At 59.4% G+C, this 16,738-nt stretch carries 16 protein-coding genes; 11 read left to right on the top strand and 5 right to left on the bottom strand.

Annotated features, from left to right (window positions below):
- The first annotated feature begins 36 nt into the window (after nucleotides 1-36).
- From VR71_RS16570 to VR71_RS16585, 4 genes are read left to right on the top strand one after another with little or no spacing between them, the layout of a single operon-like run.
- Entirely contained in the window at nucleotides 37-1,452 is a 1,416-nt protein-coding gene (locus VR71_RS16570; protein ID WP_045685822.1) for a circularly permuted type 2 ATP-grasp protein, read from the top strand.
- A 3-nt stretch (nucleotides 1,453-1,455) separates the two neighbouring features.
- A complete protein-coding gene (locus VR71_RS16575) occupies nucleotides 1,456-2,397 on the top strand; it encodes an alpha-E domain-containing protein (RefSeq protein WP_045685823.1) in 942 nt (313 codons plus the stop codon).
- Between the two features lie 3 nt (nucleotides 2,398-2,400).
- Complete coding sequence (locus VR71_RS16580; protein ID WP_009816765.1) at nucleotides 2,401-3,201, top strand: transglutaminase family protein; 801 nt, start codon at nucleotides 2,401-2,403, stop codon at nucleotides 3,199-3,201.
- Nucleotides 3,202-3,216: 15 nt separating this feature from the next.
- Entirely contained in the window at nucleotides 3,217-3,948 is a 732-nt protein-coding gene (locus tag VR71_RS16585) for a proteasome-type protease (protein ID WP_009816766.1), read from the top strand.
- Between the two features lie 13 nt (nucleotides 3,949-3,961).
- Here the strand turns inward: VR71_RS16585 and VR71_RS16590 are convergent, their stop codons facing one another.
- Complete coding sequence (locus VR71_RS16590; protein ID WP_045685912.1) at nucleotides 3,962-7,567, bottom strand: hydantoinase B/oxoprolinase family protein; 3,606 nt, start codon at nucleotides 7,565-7,567, stop codon at nucleotides 3,962-3,964.
- A gap of 117 nt (nucleotides 7,568-7,684) precedes the next feature.
- Between VR71_RS16590 and VR71_RS16595 the strand changes: the two genes are divergently transcribed.
- The 7 genes from VR71_RS16595 to secB all read left to right on the top strand — a co-directional run bounded on the left by VR71_RS16595 (nucleotide 7,685) and on the right by secB (nucleotide 13,644).
- Complete coding sequence (locus tag VR71_RS16595; RefSeq protein ID WP_045685913.1) at nucleotides 7,685-8,659, top strand: TRAP transporter substrate-binding protein; 975 nt, start codon at nucleotides 7,685-7,687, stop codon at nucleotides 8,657-8,659.
- A 58-nt stretch (nucleotides 8,660-8,717) separates the two neighbouring features.
- Nucleotides 8,718-9,278 carry a TRAP transporter small permease gene (locus VR71_RS16600; protein ID WP_045685824.1) on the top strand — a complete coding sequence of 187 codons (561 nt, stop codon included), beginning with the start codon at nucleotides 8,718-8,720 and terminating at the stop codon, nucleotides 9,276-9,278.
- On the top strand, nucleotides 9,268-10,572 hold the full coding sequence (locus tag VR71_RS16605; protein ID WP_045685825.1) for a TRAP transporter large permease subunit: 1,305 nt from the start codon (nucleotides 9,268-9,270) through the stop codon (nucleotides 10,570-10,572). The genes VR71_RS16600 and VR71_RS16605 overlap by 11 nt, the downstream gene beginning before the upstream one ends.
- 56 nt (nucleotides 10,573-10,628) lie before the next feature.
- On the top strand, nucleotides 10,629-11,069 hold the full coding sequence (locus VR71_RS16610; protein WP_009816771.1) for a winged helix DNA-binding protein: 441 nt from the start codon (nucleotides 10,629-10,631) through the stop codon (nucleotides 11,067-11,069).
- A gap of 155 nt (nucleotides 11,070-11,224) precedes the next feature.
- Nucleotides 11,225-11,995, top strand: coding sequence for a hypothetical protein (locus VR71_RS16615; RefSeq protein ID WP_296430508.1), 771 nt, complete (start codon nucleotides 11,225-11,227; stop codon nucleotides 11,993-11,995).
- Nucleotides 11,996-12,328: 333 nt separating this feature from the next.
- Entirely contained in the window at nucleotides 12,329-13,093 is a 765-nt protein-coding gene (locus VR71_RS16620; RefSeq protein WP_045685827.1) for a response regulator, read from the top strand.
- Nucleotides 13,094-13,149: 56 nt separating this feature from the next.
- A complete protein-coding gene (gene secB / locus VR71_RS16625; protein WP_009816774.1) occupies nucleotides 13,150-13,644 on the top strand; it encodes a protein-export chaperone SecB in 495 nt (164 codons plus the stop codon).
- On the opposite strand, the gene dnaQ is transcribed toward secB, so the two are convergent.
- The 4 genes from dnaQ to VR71_RS16645 are packed head-to-tail and all read right to left on the bottom strand — an operon-like array spanning nucleotide 13,641 to nucleotide 16,381.
- The gene (dnaQ, locus tag VR71_RS16630) at nucleotides 13,641-14,336 is read right to left on the bottom strand and encodes a DNA polymerase III subunit epsilon (RefSeq protein ID WP_045685828.1); all 696 of its coding nucleotides are present in this window, start codon (nucleotides 14,334-14,336) and stop codon (nucleotides 13,641-13,643) included. The two genes, secB and dnaQ, sit on opposite strands and share 4 nt — an antisense overlap.
- The gene (gene coaE, locus VR71_RS16635) at nucleotides 14,329-14,940 is read right to left on the bottom strand and encodes a dephospho-CoA kinase (protein ID WP_045685829.1); all 612 of its coding nucleotides are present in this window, start codon (nucleotides 14,938-14,940) and stop codon (nucleotides 14,329-14,331) included. The genes dnaQ and coaE overlap by 8 nt, the downstream gene beginning before the upstream one ends.
- Nucleotides 14,937-15,785 carry a shikimate dehydrogenase gene (locus VR71_RS16640; protein WP_045685830.1) on the bottom strand — a complete coding sequence of 283 codons (849 nt, stop codon included), beginning with the start codon at nucleotides 15,783-15,785 and terminating at the stop codon, nucleotides 14,937-14,939. Before VR71_RS16640 ends, coaE begins: the two co-directional genes overlap by 4 nt.
- Complete coding sequence (locus tag VR71_RS16645; protein WP_045685831.1) at nucleotides 15,782-16,381, bottom strand: Maf family nucleotide pyrophosphatase; 600 nt, start codon at nucleotides 16,379-16,381, stop codon at nucleotides 15,782-15,784. Before VR71_RS16645 ends, VR71_RS16640 begins: the two co-directional genes overlap by 4 nt.
- Between the last annotated feature and the right edge of the window lie 357 nt (nucleotides 16,382-16,738).

Genomic DNA, 16,738 nt, shown 5'->3' on the forward strand with positions numbered 1-16,738 from the left:
ATTGCACAGGGCCCCGGACAGGGAAACCATGATCCTATGGATATGTTTGATGAAATGCAGGGGCAAAACGGGCAGATTCGCAGCCCATATGCCACATTCGACGCCTGGCTGAGCGACGAGGACGCCGCCCGCCTGCGTGCCAAAAGCCGTGAGGCGGAGGATCTCTTTCGCCTGACGGGCATCACCTTTAACGTCTATGGACGGTCCGAAGCCGAGGAGCGTCTGATCCCGTTCGATATCATTCCACGCATTATTTCGGCGCGCGAATGGCAACGTTTGGAACGCGGCATCGAACAGCGGGTGTGTGCGATCAACGCCTTTTTGCATGACATCTATCACCGGCAGGAAATCCTGCGCGCCGGGCGCTTGCCGCAAGAGATGATCTCGAGCAATGAGGCGTTTCTGCCGCAAATGATCGGGATGATGCCGCCCGGTGGGGTCTATACCCATATCACCGGCATTGACCTTGTGCGGACCGGGCCGGACGATTTCTTTGTTCTCGAGGATAACGCGCGCACGCCCTCTGGTGTCAGCTATATGCTGGAGAACCGTGAAACCATGCTGCGCATGTTTCCAGAGTTGTTCGGCCGCAACCGGGTACGGCCGGTTTCGGATTATCCGCGCAATCTACGGCGGTCGCTGGCGGCCTCGGCCCCTGCGGCCTGCGAAGGGACGCCCACCGTGGCGGTGCTCACCCCTGGAATCTTTAATTCAGCCTATTATGAACACGCCTTTCTGGCCGACAAGATGGGGGTCGAGCTGGTCGAGGGACATGATCTGCGGATCGTTGACGGGCGGGTGGCGATGCGGACCACGCGCGGCTATCGCCCGATTGACGTGCTCTATCGCAGGGTGGATGACGATTTTCTCGATCCGCTCAACTTTAACCCCGACTCGGCGCTTGGCGTGCCGGGGATCATGGATATCTACCGCGCAGGGGGTATCACCATCGCCAATGCCCCCGGCACCGGCATTTCCGACGACAAGGCAATCTATAGCTATATGCCCGAGATCGTCGAATTCTACACCGGCGAGCGGCCGATTTTGCAAAACGTGCCGACATGGCGCTGCAACGAGAGAGAAAGCCTCGATTACGTTCTGGCGCATCTGTCAGAGCTGGTGGTCAAGGAGGTGCATGGATCGGGCGGTTATGGCATGTTGATCGGCCCTGCGGCGAACAAGAAAGAACTCAAGGACTTTGAACGCAAGCTGCGAGCGCGGCCCGGCAATTATATCGCGCAGCCCACGCTGAGCCTGTCGACTGTGCCAGTGTTCACCAAAGCCGGCCTTGCGCCACGGCATGTCGATCTGCGGCCTTATGTGTTGATGTCGCCCGAGGGGATCAATGTAACGCCCGGTGGGCTGACACGGGTGGCGATGAAAAAGGGCTCTTTGGTGGTGAATTCGTCCCAAGGTGGAGGCACCAAGGACACTTGGGTGCTGGAGGACTAGAGGATGCTGGGGAAAACCGCCGGAGGTCTATTCTGGATGGCGCGGCTGCTGGAACGTGCCGAGAATACCGCTCGTATGATCGAAACCGGGCAGCGGATCGCCCTGACGCGGGCGGGCAGTGGCGCGGATGACTGGCTCTCGGTGTTACAGGCTGCGGCGGTGGCCCATGGCTATCAACAAAAACACGAGGAGGTCCTGCCAGAACTGGCGATCGACTGGATGCTGCGCGACCCGGACAACCCATCCTCGGTGATGGCTGTCGTGACACAGGCGCGCCACAACGCGCGACTGGTGCGCACGGCCCTCACGCATGAGGCGTGGGAGGCGGTCAATTCCTTCTGGATGCTGCTCAAGGTCGCGCTAGCCCGCAAGGTTGCGACTCGGGATCTGCCCAAGGTCCTGTCGCTGATCCGGGAACGCAACGCGCTGGTGCGCGGCTCTATTCTCGGGACGATGCTGCGCAATGAAATCTACGATTTCATCCGCATCGGCACCTTTATCGAGCGTGCGGATAACACGGCCCGCATTCTCGACGTAAAATACTACGTGCTGCTGCCATCGGCGGCGGCGGTGGGATCGCGGCTCGACAATGTGCAGTGGGATACGATCCTACGGTCAGTCAGTGGGGAAGGAGGATATCGGCTTGCCATTGGTCCCGATGTCACGCCGATGGGCATTGCTCAGTTCCTCATCCTCGACAAACGCATGCCGCGCAGCCTGAACTTCTGCTGTGCCAAGCTGCGGGACAATCTCAATTATCTGGCGACGGATTACGATCTTCGCATGCCGTGCCACCAATTGGCGGACACGCTCTGCCGCCGGTTCATGAGCCATGACGTCGCCGCGATCTTTGATTATGGCCTGCACGAATATGTGCAGGAGGTGCTTGGCCATCTGAGCAAGCTGAGCCATCAGATCGAAATCGAATACAGGTTTAACGGATAGCCCATGCGTCTCGCCATCAGTCATATCACCCGTTATTCATACTCCACGCCCGTGCCCTATGGTGTGCAGCAGATCAAGCTCTATCCCAAGCCGACACGCGGGCAGGCCGTGATCAATTGGTCGATCACCGTAGAGGGGGCAACGCAAGAGGCAGAGTTCACAGATCACCACCGCAATCATGTGATGTTGTTCAGCTTTGATCAGGGCGTCACCGAATTGGTGATCCATTCTCAGGGTGTTGTGGAAATGGCCGATCAGGCCGGGATCGTCGGACCGCATGAAGGATTGGCGCCCCTGTGGCTGTTTCAGCGCGCAACAGAGCATACCCGCGCTGGCAAAGGGTGTCGCGACATTCTGCGGAGTGTCGAAGGCGATAGTGATCTGGAGCGTCTGCACGACCTGTCGGCCCGAATTCACGCCGCCATAGTCTATGAGACCGGGAAATCCGAAATTGCCTGGTCCGCAGAGGATGCTTTGGCTGCCGGTCACGGAGTCTGTCAGGATCACGCGCATGTCTTCCTTGCCTGCGCACGCGCAATGGGTCTTCCGGCGCGGTATGTTTCAGGGTATCTGCGGATGGACGGACAGGACGAGCAAAGTGCGACCCACGCTTGGGCGGAGGCCCATGTCGAAGGGTTGGGCTGGGTTGGTTTTGATGTGTCAAACGCGATCTCGCCTGATACGCGCTATGTCAGGGTTGCAACGGGTCTCGATTACACAGAGGCTGCGCCGATCGCCGGTCACCGCTATGGCGTGGCAGGTGAGAACATGGATGTGACGCTGCGGGTGACCCAGCAACAGTGACAGAGGATTTCATAGGTGACCTATTGCGTGGGCTTGTGTCTTGATCGCGGCATCGTCTTTATGTCCGACACACGCACCAATGCGGGGCTCGACAATATCTCGACCTTTCGCAAACTGCATCACTGGCAGATGCCCGGTGAGCGGGCGATGGTTCTGCTGACAGCGGGCAATCTGGCAACCACTCAAGCCGTGATCAGCCTGCTGGAAGAGCGCACCAAGGCACATGACGAGCGCGACCCGACGATCCTGTCGGTGCCCTCGATGTTTCAGGCTGCACGACTGATTGCGGGCACGTTGCGCGATGTGATCGAAACCCACGCCAGCACCGGACAGCGCGCCGACAGTAGCTTTAACGCCACGATGATCCTTGGCGGTCAGATCAAGGGCGGTCCGCCACGCCTGTTTCTGATCTATCCCGAGGGCAATTTCATCGAAGCCAGCTCCGAAACGCCGTTTTTCCAGATCGGTGAGACCAAATATGGCCGCCCCATTCTGGTGCGCGCCTATGAGCCGAGCATGAGCTTTGCCGATGCAATGAAGCTCTTGTTGGTGAGTTTTGATTCCACCATAAAGGCCAATCTTTCGGTTGGTCTCCCGCTGGATATGTGCATCTACGAGGCCAACAGCATGAAGCTGCCCGAGGTGCATCGCATCGAGTTGGACGATCCTTATTTCCGCACCATTTCGGATGGCTGGGGCGATGCCCTCAAACGCGCGTTCGAGAGCCTGCCAAACCCCGAGATTTGAAGGGTGGCCAGGGTCAAACCCGGCCGAACCCCCCCGCGGTCGGCGTGATCACTGTCACGGCTTCGCCCGCCTCTAGCACTGTCTGATCACAGGCGTTCAGCACCTCTATTGCGCCCGAGAGGCGGCGCAGTTCGGTCCGGCCCGCTTCGCCCTCGCTGCCGCCCGCGCCCCCTTGCGGCGCACGGTTGCGGTGGGATGAGAGAATGGCGCAATCCATCCGGGTCAGAAACCGCAACGTGCGGATCGTGCCATCGCCGGCGTTGGCCGCCCCCTTGCCGCCTGACCCCGGACGCAGGGCGAAATTCTCCAACAGCACGGGAAAGCGCAATTCGAGGATCTCAGGATCGGTCAGGCGCGAGTTAGTCATATGCACATGCACGCCCGAGGTGCCGGGAAATTGCCGCCCGTCGTTGAATTGCCCGGCGGGCGAGCCGGAGCAGATGGTCTCGTAATACTGGAACTCATCATTGCCGAAGGTCAGATTATTCATCGTGCCTTGGCTATTGGCCATCGCCCCCATCGCGCCAAAGAGCGCGTTGGTCACATGCTGCGAGGTTTCCACATTGCCCGCCACCACCGCCGCCGGATAGCGGGGCGAGAGCATCGAGCCTTCGGGCACGATGATCCGGATCGGGCGCAGGCAGCCTGCGTTCATCGGGATCGATGCCTCGACCATCACCCGGAAGACATAGAGCACGGCGGCGCGTGTCACCGGCTCTGGCGCATTGAAGTTGTTCTTGCGGACCTCGGATGTGCCGGTGAAATCCACCGTCGCTTCGCGTGCGGCGCGGTCGACAGTGATCTTGACCCGGATCACCTGTCCTGTGTCGGTTTCATAGTCATAGGAGCCGTCTGACAGTTTTTCCAGAACCCGCGCCACCGCCTCGGCGGCGTTGTCCTGTACATGGCCCATATAGGCCTGAACCACGTCGAGACCGAAGTTGGCGACCATTTTGCGGAGCTCGTTGATGCCGCGCGCATTGGCGGCGATCTGCGCTTTGAGGTCAGCCACGTTCATGTCGATGTTGCGGCAGGGGTAGGGGTGATCACCAAGGATCGTGCGCAAGGCGGACTCGCGGAATTGCCCCTCTTCGACCAGCCGGAAATTGTCGATCAAGACGCCCTCTTCGTCCACTGTGGTGGCGAGCGGCGTCATCGAACCCGGGGCGGTGCCGCCGACATCGGCGTGATGGCCGCGCGACGCGGCCCAGAACAGGATGGCTTGCCCATCCTCGTCAAAGACCGGCGTGACAACGGTGATATCCGGCAGATGCGTGCCGCCATTGTAGGGCGCGTTGAGGGCAAAGACATCGCCGGGGTTAATATCGCCCTCATTCAGGCGGATGATCGTCTCGACGCTGCGATCCATTGAACCCAGGTGCACCGGCATATGCGGGGCATTGGCCACGAGAGCGCCGGTGGCGTCAAAGACGGCGCAGGAAAAATCGAGCCGCTCCTTGATGTTAACCGATTGCGCGGTGTTTTGCAGGGTCACGCCCATCTGTTCGGCAATCGACATGAAGAGGTTGTTGAAGACTTCGAGCAGGATCGGATCGGCCTCGGTCGTGCCGATGGCCATATCGCGCGCCATCCGTTCGTGGCGCGACAAGAGCACATGGTCATGCGCTGTGATTTCGGCATGCCAGCCGGGCTCAACCACGATGGTCTGGTTCTCCTCGATGATCAGAGCAGGCCCGGTGACGGTATTGCCGGGTGTCAGACCCGCGCGGCGGAACACGCTCGCAGGGGTCCAATCGCCGTTGCAAAAGAGGCGCGTGCGCGTGTCGGTCTGCGCCTCAGCCACTTGGCGGGCGGCCTCGCTCTCGGGGGCGTCGGGACGGACGGTATCTGTGGCCTCGACCTCGGCGCTGTCGATGATCACGCGCTTATCGGGTGTGGTAAAACCGAATTGCGCCAGATGCGCCGCCTCGAATTCGGCGCGCGCCTGCGTCGGGGTGTCATAGGCCACGGGCAGGGCGGTATCGGTGCCATCATAGCGCAGATAGAGCCGCGGACGGGTTTCAGCCCCGGTCACACCTTGGGCCTGCATTTCCTGCATGACCTGCGCAGTCAGATCGTCAAGCACGCTTGTGATGACGCTATCACTGCCCTCATCCAATGGCTCTACCACCATCTGTTGCCGTGACGCGCTCACGCGGGCCAGCCCGATCCCGTAGGCCGAAAGAAGCCCCGAGAGCGGATGGATCAGAACCCGTTCCATGCCCAAAGCATCCGCCACAAGGCACGCGTGCTGCCCGCCCGCGCCACCAAAGGAGTTCAAGAGATAGCGGGTCACGTCATAGCCGCGCTGCACCGAGATTTTCTTGACCGCGTTGGCCATGTTTTCAACGGCGATGCGGACAAAGCCTTCGGCCACGTCTTCGGGCGATTTGCCGTCGCCTGCCTCTGCGGCGATTTCTGCAAAGCGCGCGGAAACCGTCTCACGATCCAGCGGTTGATCCTGACCGGGGCCAAAGATGGGCGGGAAGAAATCGGGGTTGAGCTTGCCCAGCATGACATTGGCGTCGGTCACGGTCAGCGGCCCGCCGTTGCGGTAGCAGGTCGGGCCGGGATAGGCACCGGCGCTGTCAGGGCCCACGCGAAACCGACCCGGTTCGGCATGCAGAATCGAGCCGCCACCGGCCGCTACGGTATGCACCCGCATCATCGGCGCGCGAATGCGGACGCCTGCCACCTCAGTGTCAAAGGCACGTTCATATTCGCCCGCGTAATGCGCCACATCGGTCGAGGTGCCGCCCATGTCAAAGCCGATCACCTTGTCAAACCCGGCAATCGCGGCGGTCTGCGCCATGCCGACGACACCCCCGGCAGGGCCGGAGAGAATCGCATCCTTGCCCTGAAACCGCTCGGCGGCTGTGAGGCCGCCGGAGGACATCATGAATTGCAGTGTGGGGCCGGGTTCGCCCGGCGGCGTCGCGCCAAGCGCCGATGCCACCCGCGCCACATAGCGGCGCAGGATGGGCGAGAGATAGGCATCGACCACGGTCGTATCGCCGCGCCCCACCAGCTTGATCAGCGGCGAGACTTCGTGGCTAACGGACACCTGCGCAAAACCTGCGTCGCGCACCGCCTCTGCAAGGGCCAGTTCGTGCGCGGGGTTCTTCCATGCATGCATGAGGACAATCGCGGCGGCATCAATCCCTGCGGCGCGCGCCTCGGCCAGGCCTTGGGTGATGGCTGTCAGGTCGAGCGGAGTTTCAACCGTGCCATCGGCGCGCAGGCGTTCGGGCACCTCAATCACGCGGGAATAGAGCTGTTCGGGCAGCAGGATTTCCTTGGCAAAGATATCCGGTCGGGCCTGATAGGCGATGCGCAGCGCGTCGCGAAAGCCACGCGTGATCAAGAGTACCGTGGCGTCGCCTTTGCGCTCCAGAAGCGCATTGGTCGCCACTGTCGTTCCCATGCGGACGGTGCCGATGTGGGCGGCGTCAATGGTGCCGCCCAAAAGACGGCGAATGCCTTCGATTGCGGCGTCCTCATAGGCCTCTGGGTTCTCGGACAAGAGCTTGAGCGGTTGCATCTCTCCGTCAGGGTTTCGCCCGATCACGTCGGTAAATGTGCCACCTCGGTCAATCCAGAAATCCCAAATCTTGCTCATCACATCCATCCCGTTGTGCTTCATTTACATTTTGTTGACAAATTATAAATGATCCGTCAAGCTTTCCTTGAACCGGGGCAACAACCGGTCACCAAACGCTCAATCAGGGAGACGACAATGAAACACCTCACCACCCTTGCCCTCTCGGGGGTCTTTGCATTCAGCCTTGGGACCGCGCAGGCACAAACGGCATGGGACATGCCGACGCCCTATGGCGACTCGGTCTTTCACACGCAGAATATCATGCAATTTGCCGAAGATGTTGCGACTGCGACCAATGGTGAGTTGACCATCACCGTGCATTCGGCGGGTTCGCTGTATGCCCATCCCGAGATCCGCGATTCCGTGCGCCGGGGTTTGGCGCCGATCGGCGAAATTCTGATGTCGCAGCTGGCCAATGAAGATGCGGTTTTCGGGGTCGATTCGGTGCCATTTCTAGCGGCGAGTTATGACGATGCCAAAAAGCTCTGGGATGCCTCCCGGGACGAGATCAGTGCCAAGCTAATGGAGCAGGGGTTGGTTCTGCTTTATACTGTGCCATGGCCGGGTCAAAGCCTCTATCTGACCGAAGAAGTGACGTCGGTTGAGCAGATGAAAGGTGTCAGTTTTCGCGCCTACAACACCGCGACAGAGCGGCTGGCACAGTTGATGGGTGCCGTTCCGACCACAGTTGAGGCCGGTGATATCCCGACCGCTTTCTCGACCTCGCGCGTTGCGGCGATGATCACGTCGCCCTCGACCGGCGTGGCGTCGCAGGCCTGGGATTTTGTCAGCCATTATATCGATACGCAGGCTTGGCTGCCCAAGAACATGGTTTTTGTTAACGCAGAAGCGTTTGAAGCGCTGACCGAAGCGCAACAGCAGGCGCTCTTTGAAGCCTCTGCCCTGGCCGAAGCGCGGGGGTGGCAGATGTCGATGGCAGAAACCGAAGAGAAAATCGCCATTCTCAAGGAAAATGGCATGCAGGTGTCTTCTCCCTCTGCGGAACTGGCGCGTGAGCTGCGTGCGATCGGGGAAACCATGACGAAAGAGTGGAAGGCGAGCGCCGGCGATGCCGGAGAGGCAATCCTGTCCGCCTACACCGCGCGCTGAATGGCAGAGGCGCGGGCACGGTCCCGCGCCACCAATCACAGACAATGGGGGGCTGCGGATGCTACGCGGGCTGCTTGACCGTCTTTATGGCGCGGGATTTGTGCTGGCTGCCCTGTCGCTGGTGGCGATTTCTCTGCTGGTTCTGGTGCAGGTGCTGGGCCGTGTGATCGACAAGGCATTGCTGGCCCTTGGTCAAGAGCCGGTAGGTATCGCGATCACATCGCTTTCGGAGCTCGGGGGGTTCCTGTTTGTTGGCGCAGCGTTTCTTGCCTTGGCAGGCACATTGCGAGCTGGCGGGCATGTGCGGGTGACTCTCTTGTCACAGTCTGTCCCACCCGGCATTGCCAAGTTTCTGGCTGCCGTGGCGCTGTTGCTTGCCCTTGGGCTCTGCGGCTTTGCGTTCTACAGCGCGGGCGTGCAGGCGTGGGACTCATGGACCTTTAACGCCGTGTCCTTTGGGATGGCAAAGTTTCCGCTCTGGGTGCCGCAGTCGGTCATGGTGCTGGGTCTGGGCCTATTCTGGCTGGCCCTCTGCGACGAGTTGGTCGCGGTATTGCGCGGGCGAGAGCCCGCATTCCAGCGCGCGGAAGACAAGAAAGGCGTTCAGGATGGGCATTGAAACTCTGTCTTTGATCCTGATGGTCGTGCTCTTTGGCGTTCTGGCGCTCGGTCTTTGGGTTGGGTTCGCTCTGATCGCCGTTGGGCTTGTTGCGATGACATTGGCTAGTTCTGCGCCTGCGGAGCTGGTGTTTGGCACCAAGGTCTGGGGCGCGCTCAACATCTGGGATCTGACGGCGCTGCCGATGTTCATCTGGATGGGTGAGATTCTGTTTCGCTCGCGGCTATCGTCGGACATGTTTTCAGGCCTTGCGCCGCTGACCGGGCGGTTACCGGGGCGGTTGCTCCATGCCAATATCTTTGGCTGCGCGCTCTTTGCCGCCGTCTCTGGATCGTCCGCTGCCACAACAGCGACGGTTGGGCGCATGTCGGTGCCGGAGCTAACTAAGCGCGGCTATGATGATCGGATGATCATCGGCACATTGGCGGGATCGGGCACGTTTGGGTTTCTCATTCCGCCCTCGATCATTCTGATCGTCTATGGGGCCGCGACGGAACAGAGCATTGCGCGGCTTTTCCTGGCCGGGATCGGACCTGGGATTCTGCTCGCGGCACTTTTCTCGGGCTATACGATGATCTGGGCGCTGATGAACCGGGCCCGCATGCCGGAACGTGAACCTGAGACGACATGGACCGAAAAACTGCGCGCCATCACGCTTCTTGGTCCGACGATCCTGTTGATTGTCGCCGTGATCGGCTCGATTTACGCGGGCCTCGCTTCACCAACGGAGGCGGCTGTTGTGGGCGTGCTTGGCGCGTTGATCCTCTCGGGCTTGGGTGGTTCGCTTGATTGGCAAAGCACGTGGGAGGCGCTGCGCGGGGCGACGATCACGACCTGCATGATTGCCTTTATCCTGGCGGGTGCAGCCTTTTTGACGGTCGCCATGGGCTATACCGGTATTCCGCGCGCGCTTGCGACATGGATTGGAGAACAGGGTTATTCGGCCAATCTGCTGCTTGCGGCGCTCGTGGTGTTCTTTGTTATCCTTGGCATGTTCCTAGACGGGATTTCCATTGTGGTTCTTACCACTTCGGTCATCCTGCCGATGGTTCTCGCGGCAGGGATTGATCCGATCTGGTTCGGCATTTTCCTTGTTCTGGTGGTCGAGATGAGCCAGATCACGCCGCCGGTTGGATTCAACCTCTTTGTGCTTCAATCCATCACCGGGCGCAGCATCTTCGAGATCGCGCGCTATGCCTTTCCCTTCTTTCTGCTCTTGGTTCTGGCCACGGCCATTCTGACCCTGTTTCCGGAGATTGCCCTATGGATTCCTCAGACAATGCTCGCCCGTTAGGGCCAGTCGTCTCATCTGCGCATCTGGCCAATTCAGGATTGCCGGAGCTTTCTGAGATGGAATTCGCGTTGACCATGGCAAACCACGCGTTTCAACGTTGGATGGTCCGCTGCATGACGGCGGCGGGGATGCCGGGCCTGACACCGCTGGAGGTTTTGATCGTGCATCTGGTGCATCACCGGGAGCGCGCCAAGAGCCTTGCCGATATTTGCCTCGTGCTCAATATCGAGGATACGCATCTGGTAAATTATGCCGTGAAAAAGATGGAAAAACAGGGGCTTGTCCGATCTGGCCGCAGCGGAAAGGAAAAGACCATCACCATCACCGAGGCAGGGCAAGAGTACTGCGCCCAATATGCTCGGGTCCGAGAGGCACTGCTGGTGCGTTCTGTCCAACAGATGGGCGTGGACAAGGCGGAGATTTCGCGGCTTGCTGCGCTGCTGCGCGCGCTATCCGGCGGCTATGATCAAGCGGCGCGCGGGGCGGCAGCGATTTGACACCTCTGCTGCACGCATTGGCGCGACACGGACGACTGGTGCTTGTGCTCGGGTTGATTGGGGGTGTTTTTGCTCCTGAATTCGCCGAATCCATGGCGCCCCTGATCTTTCCTATGGTCGTTTTTCTGTTGTTTCTCAGTACATTGAGAGTTGACGTGTTAGACGCCTTTCCGGCTTGGCGCGAGGTTCCGGGATATCTCGGGATTACGGTGGTCATGCAGGTGATCATGCCTCTAGTGGCAATTGGTCTCTTGTGGGTGTCCGGTGGATTGGCCTCACTTCTGGGTATCGGTGCGGTGCTCGTCCTTGCAGCGGCACCGCTCACGGGCAGTCCCGGGCTAACGCTCATGGTCGGAGGGCATCCCGCTCCTGCTTTGCGGCAACTCATTGTTGGAACCATGCTTCTGCCGCTCACGGTGATCCCGGTATTCTGGTTGATGCCAGTCTTTGGCGCGCCCGAAGTGGTGGCAATGGCCGCTCTAAAACTCTTGCTGGTGATCGCGCTGGCCGGGGGGGCGGGGCTCTTGCTCCGCAGACGTGGGGCGTTTTTTCGGACGGCGCATGGCGAAAAGGCGGTAGAGGGTGTGATCACGGCGGTGATGTCCTTCGTTGTCATTGGATTAATGTCGGCCGTTGGTCCGGCGCTCCGTGACTCGACCTCTGATGTCTGGGTGACGCTTGCGGTGGTCTGTGGCCTGAATTTTGGCGCACAGGTCGCTGTGTATCTAACTCTCACGCGACGCGGTCAGCGCGAGGCGGCACCGGCTATGGCCGTCATCGCCGGCAATCGCAATCTGGCGCTCTTTCTCGGGGCTTTGCCGCCGGAGACGGCGTCTGCGTTGCTGCTTTTCATCGGGTGTTACCAAGTGCCAATGTACCTCACACCACTGGTGATGGCACCGCTGCTGCGCAGAGCTTCAGGCTAAGAGATGGCGCATTTCGAATGGCGGGCGTGGGCAATGGCGACCTCGTTGTCGCCTCGCACATCAGATTGGTGCGGCTTGTTCGGCAAACATCTGCCCGCATAGGTTCGTTCTTAATATCCACTTTAACATGTGCAGTCGGTTTGCTACCTTTGTCATGCGGCTGTGGTTTTGATTTTTATATCTCGTGGTTTCAATGTTTTGCGTAAGGTGTGCCTCCTTTGAGAGTATAGGGCTTGTGATGATCACATTTCCGTGTGACCGTTCTGCTGCTATCGTTGGTTGTGTTTCGCTAGGTCTTGAGTGAACCCACCAAATGAGAATGCCTTGAATAGAATGATTTCCAAACCGCGCTACGGAGCGCCGTATGAAACTGCAAAAAGCAACCGCAGTCATGTTTCGTATGGCGAAGGAAAGTCCAAGCCAAGTTTTGCTGTTCTGGTCCTTATGCTGAGTGTTGTGGTGGCAGCATTCGCCTTTGCCGCTGGCGTCATTTCTGTCGGATCAGTCTGGTGGGCCGTCCTCATCGCCTATGCGAGTCAACTGAGCTTTGTCTTGCTGATGGTCGGAGGTTACTTTGTCTTGCAAACAGACCGGCGCTCCGCAGGGCACCGTGATCTTACCGTGCCCGATGCATCCTATGACCGACTTATTGACACAGACCCTGCGGTTTGGATTTCCTATCAGCCAAAGCAAGAACGCCTGAATCGCGTGCGCCGCGTGGCGGTCAGCGCGGCGAGCGACAGGGATAGCCGCAAATGTTGTGAATGGCTGGCGGAATATGGGTGTGAAGTTCATCTCTGCTCGGACCACGACACCTTGGTCGGCGATCTGACTGCGCGGCCGAAGAGATGGTCCCTGCTGATCATTGACGTCGATCACATCGGGGGGCCGGAGACCATACTGCGAGAGCTGGAGTATATCCGGAGCGGTCTGGGCAACCTTCCCATCCTTTTTCTAAGCGGTCGCCCGGAACAGGAAGTTCTTGGCGCAGTGATCCCGCGCGCTCAAAATCTGGTGGTGGCAAAGCCGTTCTTTCGCAAGTCATTGTTTGCGGCCTTAGAAAAGTTGAATCTGAAGACGGCGCGGGATCACCATTGAGGCAGAGCCATGGTCCTGATAAGGGAAACCCGGCATAGTCCCATGAGGAGGTTTCCATGGCCGATCAGGAAAATGGTGCAGCACAGCAAGCGCCGCAGATGAAAATGAACATCCTGTCGCAATTTATCCGCGACATGTCCTTTGAGAATGTTTTGGCGCAGCGGGGCACCGGCGGAGACGTGCAGCCGGATGTGCAGGTGTCCGTCAATCTCGACGCCAAGAAGCGCAGCGTTGAGCATCAATATGAGGTGGTCGTCAAACTCAACATCAACTCCAGAAACAAGGCTGCGAATGAGGTTCTCTTCGTTCTGGAGCTGGAATATGTGGGTGTCTTCCACATCGAAGGCGTGCCGGATGATCAGCTGCATCCCTTCCTTTTGATCGAATGTCCACGGATGATCTTTCCCTTCATCCGCCGGATTGTCAGCGACGTGACACATGACGGTGGATTCCCGCCGCTGAACCTTGAAAATATTGATTTCGTTCAGCTTTATCGTGGGGAAATCGCGCGCCGTCAGGCACAGGCAGCTGCACCCAAAGCTGACGCCTAAGAGGATTTGCGCCAGAGAGCGGCCTCGCCCATCCTGGCCACAAAGGCCTGATGGGCGGAGGCCTCAGCCTCTGTCAGACGCGGCGCGAGTGGGGTGGGTCTTGGGTGGGGTCGCCAAACGCCGGGTTCAGTCATGTCACTGGATCTGGTGGACGCCGCGCTCGAGAGCGCGAAATCTGGTTGACGCCCTCCGATCAGTTCGAGGTAGACCTCTGCCAGAATTTCTGAGTCGAGCAGCGCGCCGTGCAGGGTCCGCGCGGAATTATCTATTTGAAACCGGCGACATAGCGCATCCAGAGAGGCGGGGGAGCCGGGAAATTTCTGACGCGCAATGGCGAGGGTGTCGATGGCCTGCTCCCAAGGGAGATGCGGCAGTTTGAGCCAGCCCAATTCAGCGTTGAGAAACTTCATATCAAAGGCGGCGTTGTGAATGACCAGCTTGGCATCCAACACGAAATCCAGAAATTCCTGAGCGATTTCAGCGAATAAGGGCTTGTTGCGGAGAAAATCATCACCCAGACCATGCACGGCAAAGGCTGCTTCGGGCATGGCGCGCTGCGGGTTGATGTATTTGTGAAACGTGCGGCCCGTGGGCATGTGATTGTAAAGCTCTACAGCACCGATCTCGACGATGCGATCGCCAGATTCTGGTTCAAAACCAGTGGTTTCCGTGTCCAGGACGATTTCACGCATCGGGGGTCTTCCGTCTGATATCCGCCAAGACAGCCTGCACCTGTTGACGGGCGGATTCAAGGGTGTCGGTTTCGATCACATAATCGGCGCGGGCACGTTTTTCTGTGTCAGGCATTTGTTTTTGAACGATAGTCTCAAACTGAGTCTCGGTCATTGTGCCCCGCTCAAGAACCCGCGCGCGCTGCACCTCCGGTGGGGCCGAGACAACGACAATGGCATCCATACCGCGGTCAGCCCCTGTTTCGAACAGAAGAGGGATGTCGAGCACGATGATCGGAGTACGCTTTGTACCTTGTGTCCCCTGATTGTGTACAAAGTCGGCGCGGTCCTGTGCGACAAGCGGATGCACGATCCGTTCGATCCGGGCGAGCGCATCGGGGTCGCGGGATATGATCTCTTTCAGACGGGTCCGGGACACGGCGCCGTCCTCGATTGCGTCGGGGAAGGCAGCGGCGAGTGCCGCGACTGCCGCGCCGCCGGGCGCGTAAAGGCGGTGAACGGCGGCGTCGGCATCCCAGACTGCGCAGCCCTCTTCTGCGAAGAGTTGCGCCGTCGTGGATTTGCCCATGCCGATAGAGCCGGTCAGGCCAATACGAAAGGTCATCGCAAGACGGCAGCGCGTGTGGCGCTGTCGACGGTGGGGCGGACCCCAAACCACCGCTCGAACGCTGGCACCGCCTGATGCAAGAGCATGCCGAGGCCATCGACCGTCACACATCCCATTTGCTCGGCCTCAATCAGGAACCGGGTCTTGAGCGGCGCATAAACCAGGTCCGTCACGAGCGCGCCGCGTCGCAGGCCATCGAGCGGCACACGCAGCGGGGGTTTGCCGATCATGCCGAGTGACGTGGTATTGATCACTGTCGCCGCCTCTTCCAGCATATTGCCGGCCTGCACCCAATCGACCACCGTCAGACGTTTGCCAAACTCGGATTGCAGCGACTCGGCGCGAATGCGGGTTCGGTTGGAGATCAGGATCTCGGGTACGCCGACGTCGAGCAGCGACGCAACCACCGCGCGTGCTGCCCCACCAGCCCCCAAGACCGCCGCAGGGCCAGCATTTGGCTGCCAGTTGGGGGCGTTCTGGCGCAGGTTCTGGATGAAGCCATAGCCATCGGTATTGTCAGCGTGGATCTTGCCATCCTTGCGGAAGATGAGCGTGTTGGCGGCACCAATCAATGTGGCGCGATCCGTGACGAGATCCGCCAGATCGAGCGCGCGTTCCTTGTGCGGGACGGTGATATTGACGCCCACGAACCCCAATTTGGGCAAGGTTCGTAACGCATCTGCCAAATCCGGGCCCGAGACATCCATTGGAATGTAATAGCCTGCAATGCCATTCGACCTGAGCCAGTGGCCGTGCAGTTGCGGCGATTTGGAATGGGCGATGGGGGACCCGATCACGCCAGCCAATGGAATTCTGGCCAAAGGCTTCTTATCATCGCTCATTGTTGGAGGTCTCCTCGAAGGGTGAGAAAGGATAGAAGGTCGAGCAGCGGCACGCCAAGCACTGTGAAATAGTCCCCTTCCACGCGAGAAAACAGCCGCACGCCTTCGGCCTCGAGCTTGTAGGCTCCGACACAGTCTGCGATATCCGGCCAATTGCGCGCCATATAGCCGTCGAGCCATGCGTCGGAAAAGGGCCGAACCGTCATCCGCGCCAGTCCAACATGCCGCCAGAGGGGGCGCCCCGCCTGACAGATCACAACGGCAGACAGAAGGTCGTGGCGTTTGCCCTGCATGGCACGCAATTGTGCGCGCGCCTCATCGGCGGTTTGCGGTTTTGAGAGCAATTGCCCCTGAAGATCAAGCACCTGGTCGCATCCAATGACCAAGGCTGCGGGATGTTTGGCGCTGACCTTGGTTGCCTTGAGTTCCGCCAAGGCATCGGCGATGTCACGCGGCGACATGGTCTCGGCGAGGAGGGCGGTGCGCACGGTGTCTTCGTCGACGCGGGGAGTGACACACTCGAAGGAGAGGCCCGCATTGCGCAGCAAGGTCTGTCGGATGGCGGACCCCGAGGCCAGAATGATCGGTGCGCTCATGTGGATAACCTGCTGCATAACGTTAGGGGTTTCTTAGGAACAATTAAGGTGAAAATCCATCCCATCTGTGATGCGGGGGAAAACTCGGGGTCTCCGGGAGGACTCGCGGCGGTCCGTCCCCTGTGGGAAAGGATAACTGCGGGATGGGGATGGCGGTGAGGCGCAGAAAGTTATCCCGAGATGATAAGATGATTCCAGTTTCGATTGTTTATTTGTAAGCACCTGATATAAATATGTAATACTGAGATAAATCCATTTTCGTTTCTCGGGTTCTGAAATTCGCCAACAGAGTTATCCACCTGTGCATGGGTCTGTGGAGAGCATAATGATCCACAGATTTCACGCTCCCTTCATCAC

Origin of the sequence: Roseovarius sp. BRH_c41 (assembly GCF_000961715.1) — a bacterium.
Taxonomy (GTDB): Bacteria; Pseudomonadota; Alphaproteobacteria; order Rhodobacterales; family Rhodobacteraceae; genus Roseovarius.